The sequence below is a fragment of the Pseudoalteromonas sp. SG41-5 genome, from assembly GCF_014164495.1.
GTDB lineage: Bacteria > Pseudomonadota > Gammaproteobacteria > Enterobacterales > Alteromonadaceae > Pseudoalteromonas > Pseudoalteromonas rhizosphaerae.
Genome location: NZ_JACJFH010000010.1, coordinates 47,986 through 66,986 on the forward strand (window position 1 = coordinate 47,986; position 19,001 = coordinate 66,986).

At 41.8% G+C, this 19,001-nt stretch carries 19 protein-coding genes; 1 reads left to right on the forward strand and 18 read right to left on the reverse strand.

Features of this window, described 5'->3' with window-relative positions; translation table 11 throughout:
- Window positions 1-8: 8 nt before the first annotated feature.
- From fliR to H5232_RS04610, 16 genes are all read right to left on the reverse strand, one after another.
- On the reverse strand, window positions 9-788 hold the full coding sequence (gene fliR, locus H5232_RS04535; protein ID WP_145239372.1) for a flagellar biosynthetic protein FliR: 780 nt from the start codon (window positions 786-788) through the stop codon (window positions 9-11).
- Window position 789: 1 nt separating this feature from the next.
- Entirely contained in the window at window positions 790-1,059 is a 270-nt protein-coding gene (locus tag H5232_RS04540; protein WP_182718179.1) for a flagellar biosynthetic protein FliQ, read from the reverse strand.
- A 43-nt stretch (window positions 1,060-1,102) separates the two neighbouring features.
- Window positions 1,103-1,843: a flagellar type III secretion system pore protein FliP gene (gene fliP, locus H5232_RS04545; RefSeq protein ID WP_149981483.1), complete on the reverse strand. Its 741-nt coding sequence runs from the start codon at window positions 1,841-1,843 to the stop codon at window positions 1,103-1,105.
- A gap of 4 nt (window positions 1,844-1,847) precedes the next feature.
- Window positions 1,848-2,231: a flagellar biosynthetic protein FliO gene (gene fliO / locus H5232_RS04550; RefSeq protein WP_145239382.1), complete on the reverse strand. Its 384-nt coding sequence runs from the start codon at window positions 2,229-2,231 to the stop codon at window positions 1,848-1,850.
- On the reverse strand, window positions 2,228-2,626 hold the full coding sequence (gene fliN / locus H5232_RS04555; RefSeq protein WP_149981486.1) for a flagellar motor switch protein FliN: 399 nt from the start codon (window positions 2,624-2,626) through the stop codon (window positions 2,228-2,230). The genes fliO and fliN overlap by 4 nt, the downstream gene beginning before the upstream one ends.
- Window positions 2,627-2,648: 22 nt before the next feature.
- Window positions 2,649-3,740, reverse strand: coding sequence for a flagellar motor switch protein FliM (fliM, locus tag H5232_RS04560; protein ID WP_149981487.1), 1,092 nt, complete (start codon window positions 3,738-3,740; stop codon window positions 2,649-2,651).
- 9 nt (window positions 3,741-3,749) lie between these two features.
- Window positions 3,750-4,280, reverse strand: coding sequence for a flagellar basal body-associated protein FliL (gene fliL, locus H5232_RS04565; protein ID WP_182830588.1), 531 nt, complete (start codon window positions 4,278-4,280; stop codon window positions 3,750-3,752).
- 102 nt (window positions 4,281-4,382) lie between these two features.
- Window positions 4,383-6,677 carry a flagellar hook-length control protein FliK gene (locus H5232_RS04570; RefSeq protein WP_182830589.1) on the reverse strand — a complete coding sequence of 765 codons (2,295 nt, stop codon included), beginning with the start codon at window positions 6,675-6,677 and terminating at the stop codon, window positions 4,383-4,385.
- 129 nt (window positions 6,678-6,806) lie between these two features.
- The gene (gene fliJ / locus H5232_RS04575) at window positions 6,807-7,253 is read right to left on the reverse strand and encodes a flagellar export protein FliJ (protein WP_149981493.1); all 447 of its coding nucleotides are present in this window, start codon (window positions 7,251-7,253) and stop codon (window positions 6,807-6,809) included.
- Window positions 7,253-8,587 carry a flagellar protein export ATPase FliI gene (fliI, locus tag H5232_RS04580; RefSeq protein ID WP_145239400.1) on the reverse strand — a complete coding sequence of 445 codons (1,335 nt, stop codon included), beginning with the start codon at window positions 8,585-8,587 and terminating at the stop codon, window positions 7,253-7,255. Before fliI ends, fliJ begins: the two co-directional genes overlap by 1 nt.
- 18 nt (window positions 8,588-8,605) lie before the next feature.
- Entirely contained in the window at window positions 8,606-9,424 is an 819-nt protein-coding gene (fliH, locus tag H5232_RS04585) for a flagellar assembly protein FliH (RefSeq protein ID WP_145239404.1), read from the reverse strand.
- A gap of 3 nt (window positions 9,425-9,427) precedes the next feature.
- The gene (fliG, locus tag H5232_RS04590) at window positions 9,428-10,468 is read right to left on the reverse strand and encodes a flagellar motor switch protein FliG (protein WP_145239407.1); all 1,041 of its coding nucleotides are present in this window, start codon (window positions 10,466-10,468) and stop codon (window positions 9,428-9,430) included.
- On the reverse strand, window positions 10,461-12,176 hold the full coding sequence (fliF, locus tag H5232_RS04595; RefSeq protein ID WP_182718183.1) for a flagellar basal-body MS-ring/collar protein FliF: 1,716 nt from the start codon (window positions 12,174-12,176) through the stop codon (window positions 10,461-10,463). Before fliF ends, fliG begins: the two co-directional genes overlap by 8 nt.
- Window positions 12,177-12,196: 20 nt before the next feature.
- Window positions 12,197-12,529, reverse strand: coding sequence for a flagellar hook-basal body complex protein FliE (fliE, locus tag H5232_RS04600; protein WP_145239413.1), 333 nt, complete (start codon window positions 12,527-12,529; stop codon window positions 12,197-12,199).
- 178 nt (window positions 12,530-12,707) lie between these two features.
- Window positions 12,708-14,186: a sigma-54 dependent transcriptional regulator gene (locus H5232_RS04605; RefSeq protein ID WP_182718184.1), complete on the reverse strand. Its 1,479-nt coding sequence runs from the start codon at window positions 14,184-14,186 to the stop codon at window positions 12,708-12,710.
- The gene (locus H5232_RS04610) at window positions 14,183-15,295 is read right to left on the reverse strand and encodes a PAS domain-containing sensor histidine kinase (protein WP_182739663.1); all 1,113 of its coding nucleotides are present in this window, start codon (window positions 15,293-15,295) and stop codon (window positions 14,183-14,185) included. Before H5232_RS04610 ends, H5232_RS04605 begins: the two co-directional genes overlap by 4 nt.
- Window positions 15,296-15,435: 140 nt before the next feature.
- Between H5232_RS04610 and H5232_RS04615 the strand changes: the two genes are divergently transcribed.
- On the forward strand, window positions 15,436-16,023 hold the full coding sequence (locus H5232_RS04615; RefSeq protein WP_145239421.1) for a DNA-3-methyladenine glycosylase I: 588 nt from the start codon (window positions 15,436-15,438) through the stop codon (window positions 16,021-16,023).
- Between the two features lie 418 nt (window positions 16,024-16,441).
- Here the strand turns inward: H5232_RS04615 and H5232_RS04620 are convergent, their stop codons facing one another.
- The gene (locus tag H5232_RS04620; RefSeq protein ID WP_149981502.1) at window positions 16,442-17,878 is read right to left on the reverse strand and encodes a sigma-54 dependent transcriptional regulator; all 1,437 of its coding nucleotides are present in this window, start codon (window positions 17,876-17,878) and stop codon (window positions 16,442-16,444) included.
- A gap of 163 nt (window positions 17,879-18,041) precedes the next feature.
- Window positions 18,042-18,827, reverse strand: coding sequence for a flagellin (locus H5232_RS04625; protein WP_149981504.1), 786 nt, complete (start codon window positions 18,825-18,827; stop codon window positions 18,042-18,044).
- Window positions 18,828-19,001: the final 174 nt, after the last annotated feature.

Genomic DNA, 19,001 nt, shown 5'->3' on the forward strand with positions numbered 1-19,001 from the left:
ACTCTCTCCTATGGGGAACAACCAACTAAAGTACACATTAACTCAATCATTTTTAACCATTGAAATTCAAATTGAGTAACAAAGTTACCTAAGGTTGCCCAAATAATGACTAAACCTGCAACCAAGGTAAACGGAAAACCGATTGAAAAAATGTTTAACTGCGGTGCTGCACGGGTCATCACACCAAACGACATATTAATCACCAGCATAGCTGTTAAAGGCGCCAAAGATAGCACCAAGGCGGTAGTAAACATCCAGCCGCCCCACGTCACTATGTCCCAATAATGATCAACCGCCCACCAATTACCGTCGATTGGCAGCACTTCAAAGCTATGCACTACCATTTGGATCATCATTAAATGGCCATTAAATACAAAGAATAATAGCGTGGCTAGAATCAAATAAAACTGCCCAACAGCAGGCACACTCATACCATTAGAGGGATCAACAACTGAGGCGAAACCAAGACCAGTTTGCATTGCTAATATTTGCCCTGCTAACACAAAAGTATTCAACATCAATACAGAAGCAAAACCTATCGCAACACCGATTAACATTTGTTGAATAACTACCAAGATCATCTCAAAAGAGAATAAGTTATTAAATGTCGCAGGCGGAAGTACTGGTACAACTAAAAAGGTAATCATTACCGCTAGACCCATCTTGATCCGCGTAGGCACATTTTTAGCACCCAGCCCCGCCATGATCATAATCATCGAGCTGATCCGTACTAGTGGTAACAAAAAGTCACTCAGCCACTGAATAATGACTGAAAAAGGAAACTCCATACTAGCCTGCTATCTCTGGGATGATAAGCACTAAACGAGTGAAAAAATCCATTAACTCTTGCGTTAACCAATGCCCTCCAGCAATTAACGCACTGATGGTAATTAATAAGCGCGGCAAAAAGCTTAATGTTTGTTCATTGATTGATGTAGCAGCTTGAAAAACGGCAACCACTAAACCCACTAATAAACCTGGTACCACAATTGCGGAGACTAACTTAATAACTAAAAACAAAGAATCGCTAAGTATGTCAACAAAAATTTCCGGTTCCATGGTCCCCTCCTAACCTTTGTAGGCAAAGTATTGTATTGCCATATCAAGTACCTAAGCCAAAACTCTTCGCTAAAGTGCCCATTACTAAACTCCAGCCATCGACAAGTACAAACAACATAATTTTAAACGGCATAGACACAATCATCGGCGAGAGCATCATCATACCCATGGCCATTAAAACTGACGCAACGACTAAATCGACTATCAAAAATGGAATAAAAAACATAAAACCAATAATAAATGCAGTTTGTAATTCACTGGTTATAAATGCGGGGATCAATACAATTAATGGCGTCGCTTCAGGTGAGTCTAACTTGTCATACCCAGCAATTTTAGCGAAGGTTTCTAAATCTTTTATGCGCACCTGTGAGAGCATGAATTCCTTCATCGGCTCTTTGGCAAGTTCAAGCGCTTGAATCGAGGTCACCTGCTCATTTAAATATGGCTCAATGGCTTGCTGATTCACTTTTTGATAAACCGGCGTCATTATAAAAATACTTAGAAATAGCGACATACCTAACAATATTTGATTCGATGGTGTTTGTTGCAAACCAATTGCTTGGCGTAAAATAGCCAGTACTACAATAATGCGAGTAAATGAGGTCATCATGATCACCGCAGCGGGTATAAAGCTCAACGCGGTCATAATAGCCAGTACTTGCAAGGTTACAGAGTAATCTTGCGAGCCATCTGGATTAGTCGTAATACTTAGCGCTTCAATGCCTTCGGCGTTAACTGAGGGAATAAAAACTAATGCAAAAAGTATAAGCAGCCACTTAGTCATATTATTAATTCTTTTTAATGTGGTTAGTTTGTGGGTTTAATAGCTTGCCAAAACGTTGTGCTAGGGCTGGCAACTCTTTTTCTGTTAACGGGGTTTCTAATTTATGCAGGTAGTTAATACTATGCGGCGTTACACCTAATAAATGCTGACAATTATCAATTTCGACGACCATTAATCGCTCTCGCGCACTTAATGGTAAACTACGCACCACTTTAAATTCGTCGGTATTTGCTAAATTGGGGTTTAGTTTTTTAACCAAAAATGCCAGTACCACAATCAGTACTAGCACCATGATTAAAGACATTACCATTGAGAGTAAGTCGCCCATAGGTGTCGCTGCGGGCAGTGCTGAGCTTGCTGCAGTCGATAAAAAAAGCCAACTGCTCATCGCAGCTTTTTGATCCGTTCAACTTGGCTGATCACGTCAGTGAGGCGGATACCAAATTTATCATTAACTACGACGACTTCACCGTGCGCTATCAATGTACCATTAACTAATACATCCAGTGGTTCACCGGCAACACGATCAAGTTCAACAACTGAACCTTGGTTAAGCTGAAGTAAGTTACGAATATTGATTTTTGAACGCCCAACTTCCATCGAAATAGTTACCGGGATATCTAAAATTGTATCGAGTTTGCGTTTTTCTTCGCCACTCATTTCATGTCTAGTATCACTTAACTCGTCAAGTTCAGTTACTTTGGCACCGTCAGAACTGTCGGTTCCTTCGGCTTCGGCTAAAGCAGCCGCCCATTCGTCCATTGTATCTTGGTCATCACTCATACTATTAAACCTTTTAATTCTCTTACCAGTCTAAATCTACGCCTTCTGAAAGGTGTAGATCATCTTCTAGTTCTGCTAATTCCGCATCTGAATCAAGCTTTTTGCCACCTTTTGTAAAGACATGCAACTCTGATTTGACTGATTCAGGACGTCTAATTTTTTCACTAATTTGCAGCGCAACGTTATCACGAGAACGACCCATTTTCGCCCTAAAGGTCGGCAGCTCTTCGACAAACACCGTTATGTGCTCTGGCATTTCAACAGGAATAATATCCCCAGCCTTAAGCTCCATAATTTGCGCTAAGGTTAAATCAACTTCAAGCAGTTGTGTTGATATTTCAACTTCAACATCCATAATTTCATCACGTAAGGCTTTGCTCCAACGTAAATCGGTATCTTCAGTATCTGATTGCACACCAGCATCGAGTAATTCACGAATAGGTTCAAGCATTGAATACGGCAATGCGATATGGAAATCTCCGCCACCGCCATCCAGCTCAATATGGAATGAACTGATCACTACTACTTCGGTGGGGCTGACGATATTCGCCATTGCTGGATTAACTTCTGAATCAAGATATTCAAAAGACACGTCCATTACCGGCGCCCATGCTTCTTTGTAATCTTCAAAGATTATTTTTAATAGCATTTGTACAATACGGCGCTCAGTAGGCGTAAATTCACGACCTTCTATTTTCGCATGATAGCGACCATCGCCACCAAAAAAGTTATCAACCAAGATAAACACTAACCGTGCTTCCATGGTGATTAATCCAGTACCTTTAAGAGGACGAAAGCGCACCATGTTAAGACTGGTAGGAACAAATAAAGTGTGGATATATTCACCAAACTTTATCATTTGTACGCCATTGATAGAAACCTCAGCAGTGCGGCGCATCATATTAAACAAGCTAATTCGCATGTGTCGAGCAAATCGTTCGTTCACAATCTCCAGAGTCGGCATGCGACCACGAACAATACGATCTTGTGAAGAAAAATCGTATTGTAGCGTATTACCGCTGCCATCATCACCGTCCTGTAGATCCTCCTCTTCGACTTCATCGACACCATGCAACAGGGCATCGATTTCATCTTGGGATAATAAATCGCTCACGCTGACCCCTTATTGCATTACAAAGCCGGTAAACAACACCCGCTCGATTACTTTACTTCCCTCTACGTCCATTAACGCCGCTTGTACTTTATCAAGCGCTGCTACTCGCAGGGTTTCTTTTCCTTCGCTAGTGCCCAGTTCATCTGCGGTGGTGGTTGAAAACACACCAAGCAATGTACCTTCAATTAGTGGAATATGCTTTTTCGCCGTTTCTTCATTCACATCACCGCGCACTAGTAATTGCACTTTTATTTGCACAATACGGTCACGACTGGCACCTGGTACGTTAAAAATAAAAGGTCGAGGCATCGCAACATATAAAGCACTGCCAACCTTTGCACCACTGCCACTTGCCTCTGCAGTTTCAGTTGCTGGTGCAACCGATTCGTCTGCAAGTGTTTCAGGTGCAGCGTCTGAGCCTGACATCAAGAAAAAGCCAGCGGCACCACCAATTACCAATACCGCAGCAATAATAATTATAATCAGCTTTTTTTTACTTTTACTGCCATCTTCAATTTCTAAATTTGCTTCTTCAGCCATGCCGCTTTCCTTTATGCCTTGATAATAGCGATATTACGAGTGTCACCGCGCACCATCAAGTTATTTATTTTTATAGTCTTATACCTCATATAATAGCAGGTGTTAGGCATAGTAATCTATTGATGATGAAGATTGTTGCCCAGAGCCGCGAATTGGTTGCTGAGTTAATGCAGTTTCCTCTTCATTTTGTTGCTGATTTGCCTGTTGACCACGACCATTTTGTTGTCCGTCACCACCAGTATCACTTTGACTATTCCCCTGCTGGATACTGCTTTCACCCAGTTCAATTCCCTGCTGCGCTAACATTTCCCGTAATCTCGGCATTGATTGCTCAAGGGCTTCTTTGGCTTGCTGATTTTGCACCACAAAGTTAATGTGAGCTTGTTCTGCATCGCTACGAATACGAATTTGCATACTGCCCATTTCTGGCGGATCAAGACGTATTTCAGCTTCTTTATTATTAATGCTTAACAATGCACTTACTCGTTCTTGCAGTAACTTGGCAGCATCACTTTTCATGATATTCAACGCTTGTAACGTAGTTGGATCAATATTTATTTGTCTTGTCTGTGATGTAGGACTCGCTTGCTGAGCATGCATTACTTGCATATCAGTCAAGGCTTGTTGATAACTTTGCTCACTCCCTTCTACAGCCGTGGCTGTTGTAACTGCAGTGGTTAATCCGGTGAGCTGGCCAAACAATTGATTTACACGTGCCAATGTGTTGTCGCGCACAGGGTTTTGCTCTGCTTTAATATTTTCAGCAAATTGCTCGCTTTTTAGAACATTATCTTGTACTGCCAGTTTCACTTCTTGCTCTTTGCTTGCAGCCTTTATAAGTGCATCTTGTGGCGCAGATACTTTATTTGTATCTGATTTAGCGGTGCTGCTATTGGTAGTTGTAGTGCTTGCTAAATTATCTGCCATTGACTGAACCGTCAATTGAGCTTTTGACTCAGTCCTTTTTTCAGTACTCTCTGGCTGGGCTAATTCAGTAATCGCCTTATTTATCTGAGTTAATAAAGCCCCTTTGGGCTGCTCATTGCTCACAAAATTTTGTAATCGCTGGCTTAATGCCTGCTTTTGCACAGGGCTTAACAGCGAAATATCTTTACTTAGTTGAGTTAGCTCTGCGGTGTTCATTGTCGCAACTGCCGTGGTAGGTTTTGCAACTTCTTTACTATTAAGCGCTACAAATTCAGCCAGCATTTTTTTTAAGTCTGTTATGTTAGCCGGTAATGGATCTTGCTGACGAATGACATCAACCTGAGTTTGCAGCTGTTTTTGCTGCTCCGGTGTTAAGCTCGCCAACAGTGGATTTTCATTTTTTTGCACAGTTGTCGTTGAGTTAAGTAATACCTTGCTGATTTGCTCTAATACAGCACTATTATTATGCTTTGACTGTTCAGCTGCTTTTTCTGATACATCAGTTTGAGAGCTTGAAGCAACACCTTTAACCGCTTCAGCGTCCATTGCTACTTCAGTGGCACTTTTGATTGCTTGTTTAGCGTTAGCAGTAACGTTAGTAACTGCTGCATCTGCAGTTAGTGCTGCGCTCTGTTGAGGTTTTCCTTGCTGAGCAAGCATAGCGTCGGAACCTTTAGCTAATACTTCACTGTCTTGTGGTTTACCTTGGCTTGTATTTGCAGCAGCAATTATTTGAGCTGCGTCATTGTCAACTTGCCCGCTTTTTAACGTAGTTGTAGTCGCAACTGCTTGTTGGATTGTTGGCTGCATTGCCATCGCTTTATTTTGCGATGTCTCTTTTGCGACTTGAATATCATCAATAATAGGAGTAACTGCATCATCAGGCGGAGTGCTCCCCTTTAGCTGAAGTTGTTTATCAATTGCCTCTGCCAGCACCGTTTTTTCTGTAAGTAACGATGGTTTTAGCTGTTTATCGACTAATTGTGCAATCGGATCATCAGTAGCAGGAGTCTCTGTATCAATAATAGGCGTAACATCATCAATTGGACGGGCTCCAGTGACTTTAACAAGCGTAGGGTCTATTTTTTCCTCGCTGTATTTCCCCAACTTTGAAAGTAATGAGGAATTTTCGACAGTTGGCGTATTATTTACCCGAGTGTCCATGTTATTAGCCGCCGTTATTTGCGCAAGCATTGCATCACCAGACATCGCATTTTCATCACTGTTGTCAGCAGACGTTTCTTGTGCTTTTTCAGCAACAATTACGGCTTCAGCTGAACGAGGCTCAGCACCCGTTGAATTAACCTTGGTAGATGTTTCCGCAGCATTGTTGGCACTTTGTAATTGGCTAAAAAAGCCACTATCAGTACTTTCTTTATCTGCTGCTGCACCACCTTTGGCACTGTCTTTTTTATTTAACTGAACATCCTGCTCAGTTGAGATAAACACTGAAAGATCACTAATAGCCATAATTCACCTAGATTAAAAGTGGCAATTTGCCGCCGCAGTTTGCCAGAATAAATACTTATTACATTAAACAAGCAAATAATATGCCTAAGCTGATTTGAATTAATAAATAACCCTTTTTTGGGCAATAGACTATAAAACGCGACGTCTTTGGTAAAATTGATTTGCGGAAAATTCATCAAGCATTTTTTGTTCATTTTTTTGTGCGATCACATTCGCTTTAAGTTGCTGTTTTTCTATTAACTTAGCAACCGCTTTAGCCTTAATCTGCTGTTTAAGCCATAAACTTTGGCGTTGTGAGACAACTTGTTTAGCGGTACTGACAGTATTCGCTTGTTGACGAATGGCTTCTTCGATTTTGGCAATGAAAGCATGATATTGACTAAACCCGGCGCTACTTAAACCGGACTTTCCTTTTACATGTAATTGCTGAGTATATTCTAAGCGAAAGTTATTCAAGCCTTGCAATTTTTGTTGATTGCCTTGCAAGTTTTGCTGCGCTTGTAAATAATTTATCCGTAAAGCTTCTTCTTTATCATTTTCTATTTTCAGCAATAAACTGAGCTTATTGGTTGCCATTATGCTTGTCCTAATAATTGCGCAAGCCCTTGTAGGCCATCGTCATAGCTGATCACATCCTTCATGCCTTGTTGTAAAAATGCATTCACTCTTGGCATCATATTAATGGCCTGATCAAGCATTTGGTCGGTGCCTTTTTGATAAGCACCTAAAGTAATCATATCTTTATTTTGCTGGAACATTGAATACACTTGTTTTAACACTCGCGCTTGTTGCATATGTGCTTCTGAGACAACTTGTGGCATCACCCGTGAAATCGATTTTTCTATATCAATAGCAGGATAATGACCACTGTCAGCGAGCTCTCTGGATAACACGATATGACCGTCTAAAATGGCTCGCGCCGCATCAGCAATCGGATCTTGCATATCATCCCCTTCACTCAGTACAGTAAAAAACGCTGTGATAGAGCCTTGCCCTTCGCCGCCATTACCAGCACGTTCCACCAGCGCGGGTAGCTTTGCAAACACTGAAGGCGGATAACCTTTAGTCGCTGGTGGTTCACCAACCGCAAGCGCTATTTCGCGCTGCGCCATGGCATAACGCGTTACAGAATCCAGTAGCAATAAAACATTTAAACCTTGATCGCGAAAGTACTCCGCGATAGTTACCGCACTTTCACAGCCTTTTAATCGCATTAATGGTGATGCATCAGCGGGCGCGGCAACTACGACAGAACGTTTACGCCCTTCCACACCGAGTATTTCTTCGATAAATTCTTTTACTTCGCGGCCACGCTCCCCCACTAAACCAACAACTATTACATCCGCTTCTGAGCCTCGGGTCATCATACCCAGTAATACCGACTTACCCACGCCTGAGCCTGCAAATAGCCCCATGCGCTGGCCTTGGCCAACAGTTATCACTGAATTAATAGCGCGTACGCCAACATCCATCGGCTGCGTAATTGGTCGTCGAGATAATGGGTTAATGGAATTTTGTGCAAATTTTAAGTAATGCTCTGCTTTAATAGCTCCAAGCCCATCCAACGGACGCCCTAAGCCATCAACAACACGACCAAGTAAACACATACCAACAGGCAGTCCGGTATCATTTACTTGTGGGATAACTCGCGCACCAGGTAGTACACCAGAAATATGGTCATTTGGCATCAAGTAAAGCGTCTGGTCATTAAAACCAACAATTTCAGCATCAACAAAACCATGCATGGTTTCAATTTTACATTGGCTGCCAACTGGCGCGCGTAATCCTTTCGCCTCTAATGTTAACCCTACAACACGGGTTAAAATTCCCGCAACAGCAGGCGTTGGACTATGAATATGTTTTTGATACTGTTGTAAACGTTCACTTAATGGGCGTGGTTGAGAACTCATTGCAAACCAAAAATAGCGTTAGATACCACTACTATGCAAAAAACTATCCAACGTTTCTTTGACGCGGGTTTTTATAGTCATATCAATAGATGATTGTGGTGTTTTTACTTGGCAACCACCGCGATCTAAAGTCGGCTCTGCAACTAACTGCCAATGGTTTTCAGCTAGTGCAGCTTCACCATAACTATTTTTAACCAGTTCAATGTCTTCAGGGTGTAAATGAATACGCACACTTTGCTGCTCATTGGCTAACGCATCGATACACTGCTTTAAACTTTGCAAAATAATTTCAGGGGAGGTTTTAATTTCTTGATAAACTAACGCTTCGGTTAGCATTACGGTTAACTGTACAAGTTGCTTTTCGGCGTCATCATCGACTTTAGCTAATGGCGCTGACAAACTATCCAACAATGCTTTTAGACCCGTTAGCTGTTCTTCAATCAGTGGTTTTACTTCTTCTTGACCTTGTGTTTTACCAAGCTCAATGCCTTCTTTATAACCGGCTTCTTTTCCCTCACCTACGCCTTTTTCAAAACCATCAATATAACCCTGCTCGTGGCCTTGTTTTAAGCCTTCTTCGTAGGCATCTTGACGAATTCGTTCCAGCTCAGCCATCGTTAACGAAGGCAGCTCAGGCTCTTCGGGCTCTAGTGCTTGTTCACTTTCTTCAAGCTCTTTACGATATAAATCGGCCAGCGGTGTACCAAACGCCGTTGAACGACCATCGAATTTTCGAGTGTCTTGCGTAACATCTGGAATTGGCCAGTTTTCTAATAATTCATCAACTGCTTCACTGGCACGTAAAGGACGACCTTGATATTGAGTAGGTTTGCTCATGGTTTACAAGAACTCCTCACCACCACCACCACCAAGCATAATTTCACCTGAATCAGCGAGACGACGTGCCGTAGATAAGATCTCTTTTTGCGCGGCTTCAACTTCGCTGATCCGCACAGGTGCCATTGCTTCTAAATCATCAGCAAGCATCTCTGCAGCCCGTTTTGACATATTGCCGAGGATTTTCTCTTTCAATGCATCATCAGTGCCTTTGATGGCTTTCATCAGTACATCTTGTTGGACTTCACGCAAGATAGCTTGAATACCACGATCATCAACATCCATTAAGTTTTCAAATACGAACATTAAATCTTGGATTTGTTGCGACATCTCTTCGTCATGCTCGCGGATTGAATCCATCAACTGACCTTCAATATTGGTATCGAGGTAGTTCATAATATCAGCCGCCGCTTTCAAACCGCCCATTTTCGCAGCTTGCGCACCAGCTTGTCCGGCAAATTGTTTTTCCATGATCTCGTTCAATTCTTGTAAAGCCGCAGGTTGAACTTCTTCAAGGTTGGCGATGCGCATGGTTAAATCTAAGCGCACTTTTTCAGGAAACTGCGCTAAAATTTCGGCCGATTGCTCAGGCTCCAAATACGATAAAACGATAGTTTGTATTTGCGGATGCTCATTGCGAATAATATTGGCAACTTGCTTTGAGTCCATCCATTTCAATGAATCAAGACCCTTGGCACCAGATCCCATAACAATTTGATCTATCAGGCTTGCCGCTTTATCTTCACCAAGTGCCGCAGTAAGCGCTTTTTTGATAAAATCTTCTGATTGGAAGCCAATCGTACTAAAGCTTTGTATTTGTTCTATAAATAAATTGTGCACGGCACTGATTTTGGCTTGCGATAGATCATCTATCGCCGCCATTGCCATACCCACTTTTTGCACCTGTTTAGGTTCAAGGTGCTTTAATATTTGCGCTGCATCTTCTTCGGATAAGCTTAGCAATAAAATTGCGGCTTTATCTACACCGTCTAATTTATCAACATCAAACGCTGCTGGCAGTTGTTTTTGTTCTTGATCAGTCATCTTCAGTTAACCACGCTTTCACAACTTGTGAGGAGAGTTCTGGCTCATTTGCTACTAAGGCACGAACAGCTTTTAATAAGTCTTCATCGCCATGTAGGTCTGGTAACTGTAGTGTACCATCACTTGAGAAGCCAACCGAAGCAGAATCAAAATCTTTATTTAGCATATCTAGGGTGTTATCACCAATATCTACACCAGAACTAAGCGCATCATCATCATACTCTTCAAGGGTATCATCTGGGTAAATCAAGCGTTTCAGCATAGGTTTAACCACCGCCATGATTAGCACTATAATAACCAATGCGCCAAGCACTAAACGCACAACTTTCATAAACCAGTTTTGTTCCCACAGTGGTACTTCAATAGCTAAGTCCATCGGTTCACGTACAAACGGTACTGTCACTACTTCTAATGCATCACCACGCTGTAAGTCAAAACCCACACCACCTTGCAGTAAACGACGAATATTTGACAGTGCTTCAACTGAGCGAGGCTCCATAGTCGTTTCACCATTTTCACCCACTTTTGCCACATAATCGACTGCCACAGACACACTAATTCGACGAATAACACCACTTTGCTGACGTGTATGGGAAATAGTAGTATCAAGTTCATAGTTACGTGTCGCCTCTTTATGAGTGCGACTGGGTGATGAACCAGAGCCTGCACCACCTTGACCGGCAACTTCAGGAATATTCGAATCCACTGGGGGCTGATTTGTCAGCGCGCCAGGAATACCGATAGCTAACCCGCCGATGTTGTTTTCTTCAAAAGTGGTTTCGCTGCGTACCGCTGGTAAATCAGGGTTGTAGCGTTTTTGAGTTTCTTCAATCGCGCTAAAGTCCATACTTAAATCGACTTGTGCAGTGTAGTTACCCATGCCAATAACTGGCATTAAGATACCATCTATTTTATCTAGATATTCTTGTTCACGTTTACGTTCAATATCGTATTCTTTACGTGAGCGAGCAGCTAACGCACTTTGCGATCCTGAATTAAGTAATCGGCCATTTTGGTCTGTTACAGTTACTCGTGACGGCTCTAAACCTTGCACTGCTGAACCAATAATATCAACAATGGCGTCCACTTCTTCACTACCGAGCATACGACCACGTTTTAAAGTTAATACAACTGTTGCGGATGGTTTTTTCTCACGACGAGCAAAAACATTTTCTTTCGGGATTGCCAATAATACTTTAGCACGCGTGACATTTTGTAGTTCCTCGATCGTGCGCGCAAGTTGTTGTTCACGACCGTGCTTTAAACGTTCACGCTCTAAACGCTGACTAACACCAAAACCCATATCTTGCATGATAATATCAGTACCCGAGTTCGGCGCTTGCTCAATACCTTCGCGGGTCATTAACAATTTAATATTTTGATATTCATTTTCAGGAACAGAAACCACATTGCCATCAAGTTGATAGTCAATTTTTTGTGCATCTAAAAAATCGAGCGTTTGAATTAGCTCTTCCGTTGGCATTTTTCCAAGTGGACGCATATCTGGTTGACGTGCCCAAATAATCACAAAAATAGCGATCGCTAAACAAATCGCTAATGCAATAATTAAAGTGACCTGACGTAATACATCAACGCCGTTTAATGCACTTAAATAGCCTGACTTTTGTTCTTGTTGATCGTCATTATCAGTTTGGTCGATACCGCCGCCGGCCAAAGCAAGATCTGTTGATTGATTAGATTGCGCCACAATAATTCTCCACTACCTAGTTAAACAGGCATGTTCATGATTTCTTTATAGGCTTCTACAAGTTTGTTACGAACTTGTACAGTGGCTTCAAAGGCAACCGATGATTTTTGTGATGCGATCATCGCATCCGCTAATGACACATTTCGGTCGCCCATTTCAACCGCTACGACTTTTTGTTTTGCATCAGCTTGAAGGCCATTCACGGTATTGAGTGCATCACTTAACAAATCGCCAAATTGGGCGCTCGAAGTAGGCTGCGCCTGCGTCGGTAATTTGTTTACTTGATTACTACGACCAGCTTCGAGAGCCATAGATTGCATTTCTTGAAATAATGCGCTGTTTTGAATTTTCATAATTGTCTCTGACGATGCAGTTTACTAATAACTTAATAAAGCACAAAGCATGCCAACTAATAAATTAATTAATATCAATAGCTTGAGATGTGTTTTTGTTGTCAGAGTTTTGACAAGTTTACGCCCAGCAAGGCTGAGCGTAAATTAAATAGTGAAGGAAAACAAAAATTATAGAGGCTTAAGCAGGTAAGGTGATCCCCAAATCACGCATTTGTGCCAATTTATAACGTAATGTTCGTGGGCTGATCCCTAATGTTTCAGCTACATCTTTACGCTTGCCTTGACAACGATTTAGGGTCTCTAAAATAATTCTATGCTCTTTATCTTTAAGTTCATCTTTGTAACTTCCCGAATCCAAGCTTGGTAATTCTTCACGCAGCTGATTGCGTTCTGCTGTCGCTTTTATTGCTGGCGCTTGCAGATCATAATAAGCATCATTAGTTGGTGAACTTGTAACCGCCGAAGTAGTGTTTTCTGGTGCTGAATTAACCGGCACTAAACTTGCTGATAAAGCCGCAGTTAGAGGAGTCTGGGTTAAATTTTCAATAAAAATAGCACTTTCGTCAATCATATCACCGTGGCGTAATATCAACGCACGCTGGATCACATTATCCAGTTCACGCACATTACCTGGCCAAGTATGAGCTAATAATTTTTTCTCTGCCGGTTCGCTAAGTACAGCGATAGGCTCTTTGCTTTTATTGAGATGACGTTCAATTAAATGCTTTGCCAACACGACAATATCGCCTGGACGTTGACAAAGTGGACGCCACATCAACGGAAATACATTTAACCGATAATATAAATCTTCTCTAAACTGGTGCTTAGCCACAGCCTCTTTTAAATCACGGTTACTGGTAGCCAAAATACGCACATCTAGCTTAATAGTTTTGCGACCACCTAAACGTTCAACTTCGCGTTCTTGTAATACACGTAGTAACTTAGCCTGTAGGCCTAAATCCATCTCAGTGATTTCATCAAGTAAAATTGTGCCACCTTGTGCTTGCTCAAATTTACCCGGACAAGCTTGAATCGCACCAGTAAACGCGCCTTTCTCGTAGCCAAATAATGTAGCTTCGAGCATATTTTCAGGGATCGCAGCACAGTTTATTGCGACGAATGGCTGCTCTGCGCGATCTGATTTATCATGGATAAAGCGTGCGAGTACTTCTTTACCTGAGCCACTAGGACCAAGCACCATCACACTGGCATCCGATTTAGCAACCCGACTTGCAAGTTCTAATAGCTGAATGCTACTCGGATCGGCGACAATCGGGCCATCAGTTTCTTTTTCTGGCTCAGGTAGATAGCGGCTTACCATATTAAGTAGCACTTCGGGCGCAAACGGTTTGGCCATATAGTCAATTGCCCCTAACCGCATAGCCTCAACAGCATCATCAATAGTCGCATACGCTGTCATCATTAAAACCGGTAGATCAGGGTAATTAAGATTTATGCTGCGCAGTAAATCAAGACCACTCATCGCGCCCATTTGCACATCGCTCACGACCAGCGAAAAGCTGTCTTTTTTAAGTAGCACCATAGCTTGCTCGGCACTGTCAGCCGCAACGCAATCTATTCCAGACATTTCAAGCGTATCAATCAAGGCTTCACGAAGCCCTGCATCATCTTCAACCACTAAAATCGTGTTGTTCATATTGCCTCCGCCGATGTTGACTTTGTACAAATAGGTAACAGTAAACTAAAGCAGGCTCCGCCTTGAGCATTGTTCGTTACTGCAACTCGTCCTTGGTGTGCATTTGCGACTGAACTAACTACCGCTAAGCCTAAACCTGTGCCTTGGCTTCGGGTAGTAAAAAATGGTTCAAATAATTTATCAAGTAAGCTTAAATCGACCCCAGGGCCATTATCACTTACAGTAATACACACTAGCTCGGGGTCACTCGCATCCCGCTGCGCACTTAATTGAACGAGTGCATTACTGCCAATGACTTGAATACTATTGTGAATAAGATTTTGAATGGCACTGGCAAGCGCAGTTTTATTGCCCATTATCTCGATATCAGGCTCAGGTAAACTGACCTGAAGTTCACTATTATTAAGTGCGACCATAGCATCAGCGCCAGTTTTCACTTCAGTTAATAATTGCTGCATGGAAACATGTTCAACAACTTGCTGATCGCCACTTTTTGCGAACAACAACATATCGTTTACTTGGGTTTCGAGATCTTTTAAACGCGACATTAACTTAGTATGAAAATTGCCTCGCGAGCTTTCGGGTAACCGCTTTGAACCTAAATTAGCGGCATACAAAATCGCAGCAGACAGTGGTGTTCGCACTTGATGTGCCAAAGATGCCACCATTTTACCCAATGCACTTAAACGCTGCATATGTGCAACGCGTGTTTGTAGACGACGCGTTTCGGTTAAGTCAGTCATTAAGATTAATTGCCCTGGCTCTGGCGCTAATGCCGTTATTTCTAACTTAATTAAGCGTCCATCTTTTAGCGATACTTCATGGCCATCATCTTGTTGGGGCCGAAACGAGCGCTGGATCACACTGAACCACTTTTCACCTTCGAGTGGCTCCCCTAGCATGTCTGTTGCAATTTGATTAGCTTTAGCGATCAAACCGCGACCATCAAGCACCACAACACCCGCAGGCATTGTATCTACTAAATGACTTAACCAACTGGCTTGCTGGCGTAATTCACTTAACTCACCAATGTACTCTTCTTGCAGTAAACATGGGTTATACTGGGTCGCTGTGATAAATTGTGGTTTTAAGACATTAGCTAAGGCCATAATGCATTCTCGTTTACAGGATCTAACTAGCTAAATGCACAAATTGTACCAACAATTATATTGATTAATTTCATTTGCTTAGCGTATAAATAACGCGACAAAAAAATGACAAACTAAAATAAGCAAAGCAAGGAGACACTATGAATTCAACAAATTTATGTCGCTGCCCTTGGCTCGATACCAGTAAAGATGACTATGTTGCCTATCACGATGATGAATGGGGGATCCCAGTATATGATGACCAAACACTTTTTGAATTTATTACTCTGGAATCAGCACAAGCAGGATTAAGTTGGTATACGATTTTAAAGAAACGTGATGGTTATCGTCGTGCATTTTTGGATTTTGATGTAGAAAAAGTCGCACAAATGAACGAGCACGATGTTGAACGATTAATGCTTGATGAAACAATTATACGTAATCGTTTAAAAATTGTAGCAACTATAAATAACGCCAAACGTTTTATTGAAATTCAGCAAGAATTTGGCAGCTTCAGTAACTATCAATGGCAGTTTGTAGGTGGTAAGCCGTTAGTGAATGAGTTAGATAAACTTAGTGACTACCCTGCAATCACAGAGGCCTCAACTGCATTTGCAAAAGATTTAAAAAAACGGGGATTTAAGTTTTTAGGTCCAACCACAGTGTACGCCCATATGCAGGCCTGTGGTATGGTGAATGATCACAGTAATGATTGTTTTCGTAAAGCTGAGATTATTGAAAAATACTAGGTGTTAAGAGCTAGAAAAGTGACTAGGCGCTAGGATCCTAAATCTAGCGTCTAGGAATTAATGGCTGAAGCCATTTCCTACAAATGCTTAACCCACATATAAGCAGGCTTCAGCCACGAAAGATTTATATATATTTTTATCTGCTCATTTGATCTCATTCACTTCTCTTTGTGCAAAAGACCTTTAAATGATTGATCCACCACAGAGAACTCCGAGTTCAAAGAGGAAGGGATTAGGGTCCTAGCCCTTCAGCTCCGTGTAGCGCGCAGCGCCTCGGTGGTAAAAATTAAGTAACTATTTGCAAGCACCGAAATGGTAGGTAGTGCTTTAGCGCGTCAATGAACTTATCACCGTAAACGACGACCACACTCTGTAATTACTGATATTGCGAAGTAAAATATTAGCAACTTAGCACGTGTTAATCTCGTGATAGGTTATATTTTTTCATTTTTTCAACTAAGGTTGTGCGGCGTACACCCAAGATCTCCGCAGCACGCGCTACGACATAATCATAACGCTCTAAGGCCTGAGTGATCAGGCTAATTTCCAGCTCAGCTAAATAATCTTTTAGCTCAATCCCTTCGTCGGGTAAAAGGTCTGCTGATGGCTGAATTGCTTCAACTTCTGGCTCATCGTCGTAATCACTAAAACCAGTACTGAAAATATCATTGAAAGCATCACGCTCCATAAGCTCTTCGGGATATTGTGGTTCATAAGCATCAACTTCAATATAACGATATTTTGCTGGTAGATCGGGAATATCAACCACTTTATCTGGCAACATGATCACCATACGCTCAACTAAGTTCGCTAACTCGCGAATATTCCCCGGCCATGTGTGCTCTTTTAAACTATCAATTGCCCGCTCAGTAAACTTAGCGGTAGTACCACTTTGCTCATTAATACGGCGCATTAACTCTTTTAATAATAATGGAATATCATCAGCACGTTCTGCAAGAGATGGGTTTTCGATAGGAAAAACATTGAGTCGATAATATAGATCTTCGCGGAAACTTCCTTGCTCTATCATTTGTTCAAGATCACGGTGTGTTGCAGCAATCACCCGCACATCGGCTTGAATTGGTTTTGTACCACCAACCCGCTCATAGCTGCGCTCTTGTAACACTCGTAATAACTTTACTTGCATTTGTAGCGGCATATCGCCAATTTCATCTAAAAACAGCGTCCCACCTTGGGCAAGTTCAAAGCGGCCTTTACGCGCTGAAATAGCACCAGTGAACGCGCCTTTTTCATGACCAAATAACTCACTTTCTAACAGCTCCGCAGGTATCGCCCCACAGTTAACCGGTACAAATGGCCCTGTATTACGTTTTGATAGTAAATGAACATTACGAGCAACCACTTCTTTACCAGTACCTGATTCGCCTAAAATTAATACATTAGCGTCCGTTTTAGCAACTTGTTCAATTAAAAAGCGTACATCTTTAACCGCTTCAGTTTCACCAACTAAGCCATCAAAGGTTTTGTGCGGTTTTGCGTGTTTATGCTCATTTGGTAACATCCGTTGATACTGTTGGCAATCATGCAGTAATTGAGTCGTTACATCATGGTTAAAAGGTTCACAGATAAGGCCAACTACATTGGCAATGCTCAACAGTGGTTTAAGGGTTTCACCAATTAATAGAAATGGTATTGTTGGATGGCGCTTGATCACGCTTTCATGATCTAAGCTTTGCAATGCACCGAGGATCACCATACATGATTGCTTTTGGTATTTTTCACATTCTTGTTCAAGGCTTGCATCGTCAAGCAGTTGCACTGCCTCACCAATAAAGGTAAGCGCAGCATGTAAACCAATCGCACGATTATTATTATTGTCTAAAATCAAGATCATTATTTAGCGAACCACAGTTACTACAAGCTATTAATAATTTAAATTGTAAGCGAGTTTGACAGGGATGCAAGCACAAAGCGGCAGTTTTTTGACATAGATGCCAAAAAACAGACACTAAGCTAATTGCAAGTAATACTTAAGAATTACTGTTTTATCATAGCCGTTATAATAACCCTAAAATAGATTCAGCCGATTGGTTAGCTTGGCCACGCAGTGCTATTGACGCTTGAGCTAAAATATCATTTGATACCTGCTGTGAAACCGCCTGAGCATAATCGGTATCTTGAATTCGACTTTGGCTCGCGGCAATATTTTCTTGCTGAGTACCCAGGCCTTTAATAGTGCTAGCCAATGTATTTTGAAAAGCACCAAGTTCAGCACGCTGGGCGTTAATTTCGTCCGCCGCTTGGTCACTAATATCAATTGCAGCTTGTGCACCTGCTTGAGTAGAAATATCAATTGTTGATATTACTGATGCAAAACTACCATCCGAAGGAGTAACCGTTTGATTTGCATTCGCATCTGGACCAACTTGAAACGACACCGACTGACCATCAAACAAAGGTTTACCTGCAAAATTGGCATTTTCAAACGTCTCTGTAATCTGACTTTGTAATTGCACCACTTCTTCTTGCAAAGCAGCACGGTCATTATCATTTAATGCGCCATTACCTGCTTGAATAGATAATTCACGAATACGCGAGACAGCATCGTTGACACCCGACAAGTTTGACTCGGTCGCTTGCGAATAAGAAATACCATCATAGGCATTATTCACCGCTTGGCTGTAACCGTCTTGCTGGGAGGTTAACCGATCTATAATTTGCAATGCCGCGGCATCATCTGCCGCAGAGTTGACTTTTTTACCCGTAGCAAGTTGCTCTGCAAGCTTGTTACTGGTTTGCTGTGTTTGGTTTAAAAAACTAGTTGCTGGTGATTGAATTTTCATAACAGGCTCCGACACGCTGATTGGTTAAATTATAGCTTAATTTGCCAAATTTTGCACTTTGTACCATTGTTTAATTAAATTAACTTGGCATCGTGCTTGCTAACCTACTCTGTTAATAGGTAAAGTACTGAGCAGTGTATTAAATTTCACTTTTTGCGTATTTAATTTTTTACT

What these genes read in the sequence shown, in the direction of transcription:
- fliR (WP_145239372.1), bottom strand. Translation starts at nt 788, where the DNA reads ATGGAGTTTCCTTTTTCAGTCATTATTCAGTGGCTGAGTGACTTTTTG.
- H5232_RS04540 (WP_182718179.1), bottom strand. Translation starts at nt 1,059, where the DNA reads ATGGAACCGGAAATTTTTGTTGACATACTTAGCGATTCTTTGTTTTTA.
- fliP (WP_149981483.1), bottom strand. Translation starts at nt 1,843, where the DNA reads ATGACTAAGTGGCTGCTTATACTTTTTGCATTAGTTTTTATTCCCTCA.
- fliO (WP_145239382.1), bottom strand. Translation starts at nt 2,231, where the DNA reads ATGAGCAGTTGGCTTTTTTTATCGACTGCAGCAAGCTCAGCACTGCCC.
- fliN (WP_149981486.1), bottom strand. Translation starts at nt 2,626, where the DNA reads ATGAGTGATGACCAAGATACAATGGACGAATGGGCGGCTGCTTTAGCC.
- fliL (WP_182830588.1), bottom strand. Translation starts at nt 4,280, where the DNA reads ATGGCTGAAGAAGCAAATTTAGAAATTGAAGATGGCAGTAAAAGTAAA.
- H5232_RS04570 (WP_182830589.1), bottom strand. Translation starts at nt 6,677, where the DNA reads ATGGCTATTAGTGATCTTTCAGTGTTTATCTCAACTGAGCAGGATGTT.
- fliJ (WP_149981493.1), bottom strand. Translation starts at nt 7,253, where the DNA reads ATGGCAACCAATAAGCTCAGTTTATTGCTGAAAATAGAAAATGATAAA.
- fliI (WP_145239400.1), bottom strand. Translation starts at nt 8,587, where the DNA reads ATGAGTTCTCAACCACGCCCATTAAGTGAACGTTTACAACAGTATCAA.
- fliH (WP_145239404.1), bottom strand. Translation starts at nt 9,424, where the DNA reads ATGAGCAAACCTACTCAATATCAAGGTCGTCCTTTACGTGCCAGTGAA.
- fliG (WP_145239407.1), bottom strand. Translation starts at nt 10,468, where the DNA reads ATGACTGATCAAGAACAAAAACAACTGCCAGCAGCGTTTGATGTTGAT.
- fliE (WP_145239413.1), bottom strand. Translation starts at nt 12,529, where the DNA reads ATGAAAATTCAAAACAGCGCATTATTTCAAGAAATGCAATCTATGGCT.
- H5232_RS04605 (WP_182718184.1), bottom strand. Translation starts at nt 14,186, where the DNA reads ATGAACAACACGATTTTAGTGGTTGAAGATGATGCAGGGCTTCGTGAA.
- H5232_RS04610 (WP_182739663.1), bottom strand. Translation starts at nt 15,295, where the DNA reads ATGGCCTTAGCTAATGTCTTAAAACCACAATTTATCACAGCGACCCAG.
- H5232_RS04615 (WP_145239421.1), top strand. Translation starts at nt 15,436, where the DNA reads ATGAATTCAACAAATTTATGTCGCTGCCCTTGGCTCGATACCAGTAAA.
- H5232_RS04620 (WP_149981502.1), bottom strand. Translation starts at nt 17,878, where the DNA reads ATGATCTTGATTTTAGACAATAATAATAATCGTGCGATTGGTTTACAT.
- H5232_RS04625 (WP_149981504.1), bottom strand. Translation starts at nt 18,827, where the DNA reads ATGAAAATTCAATCACCAGCAACTAGTTTTTTAAACCAAACACAGCAA.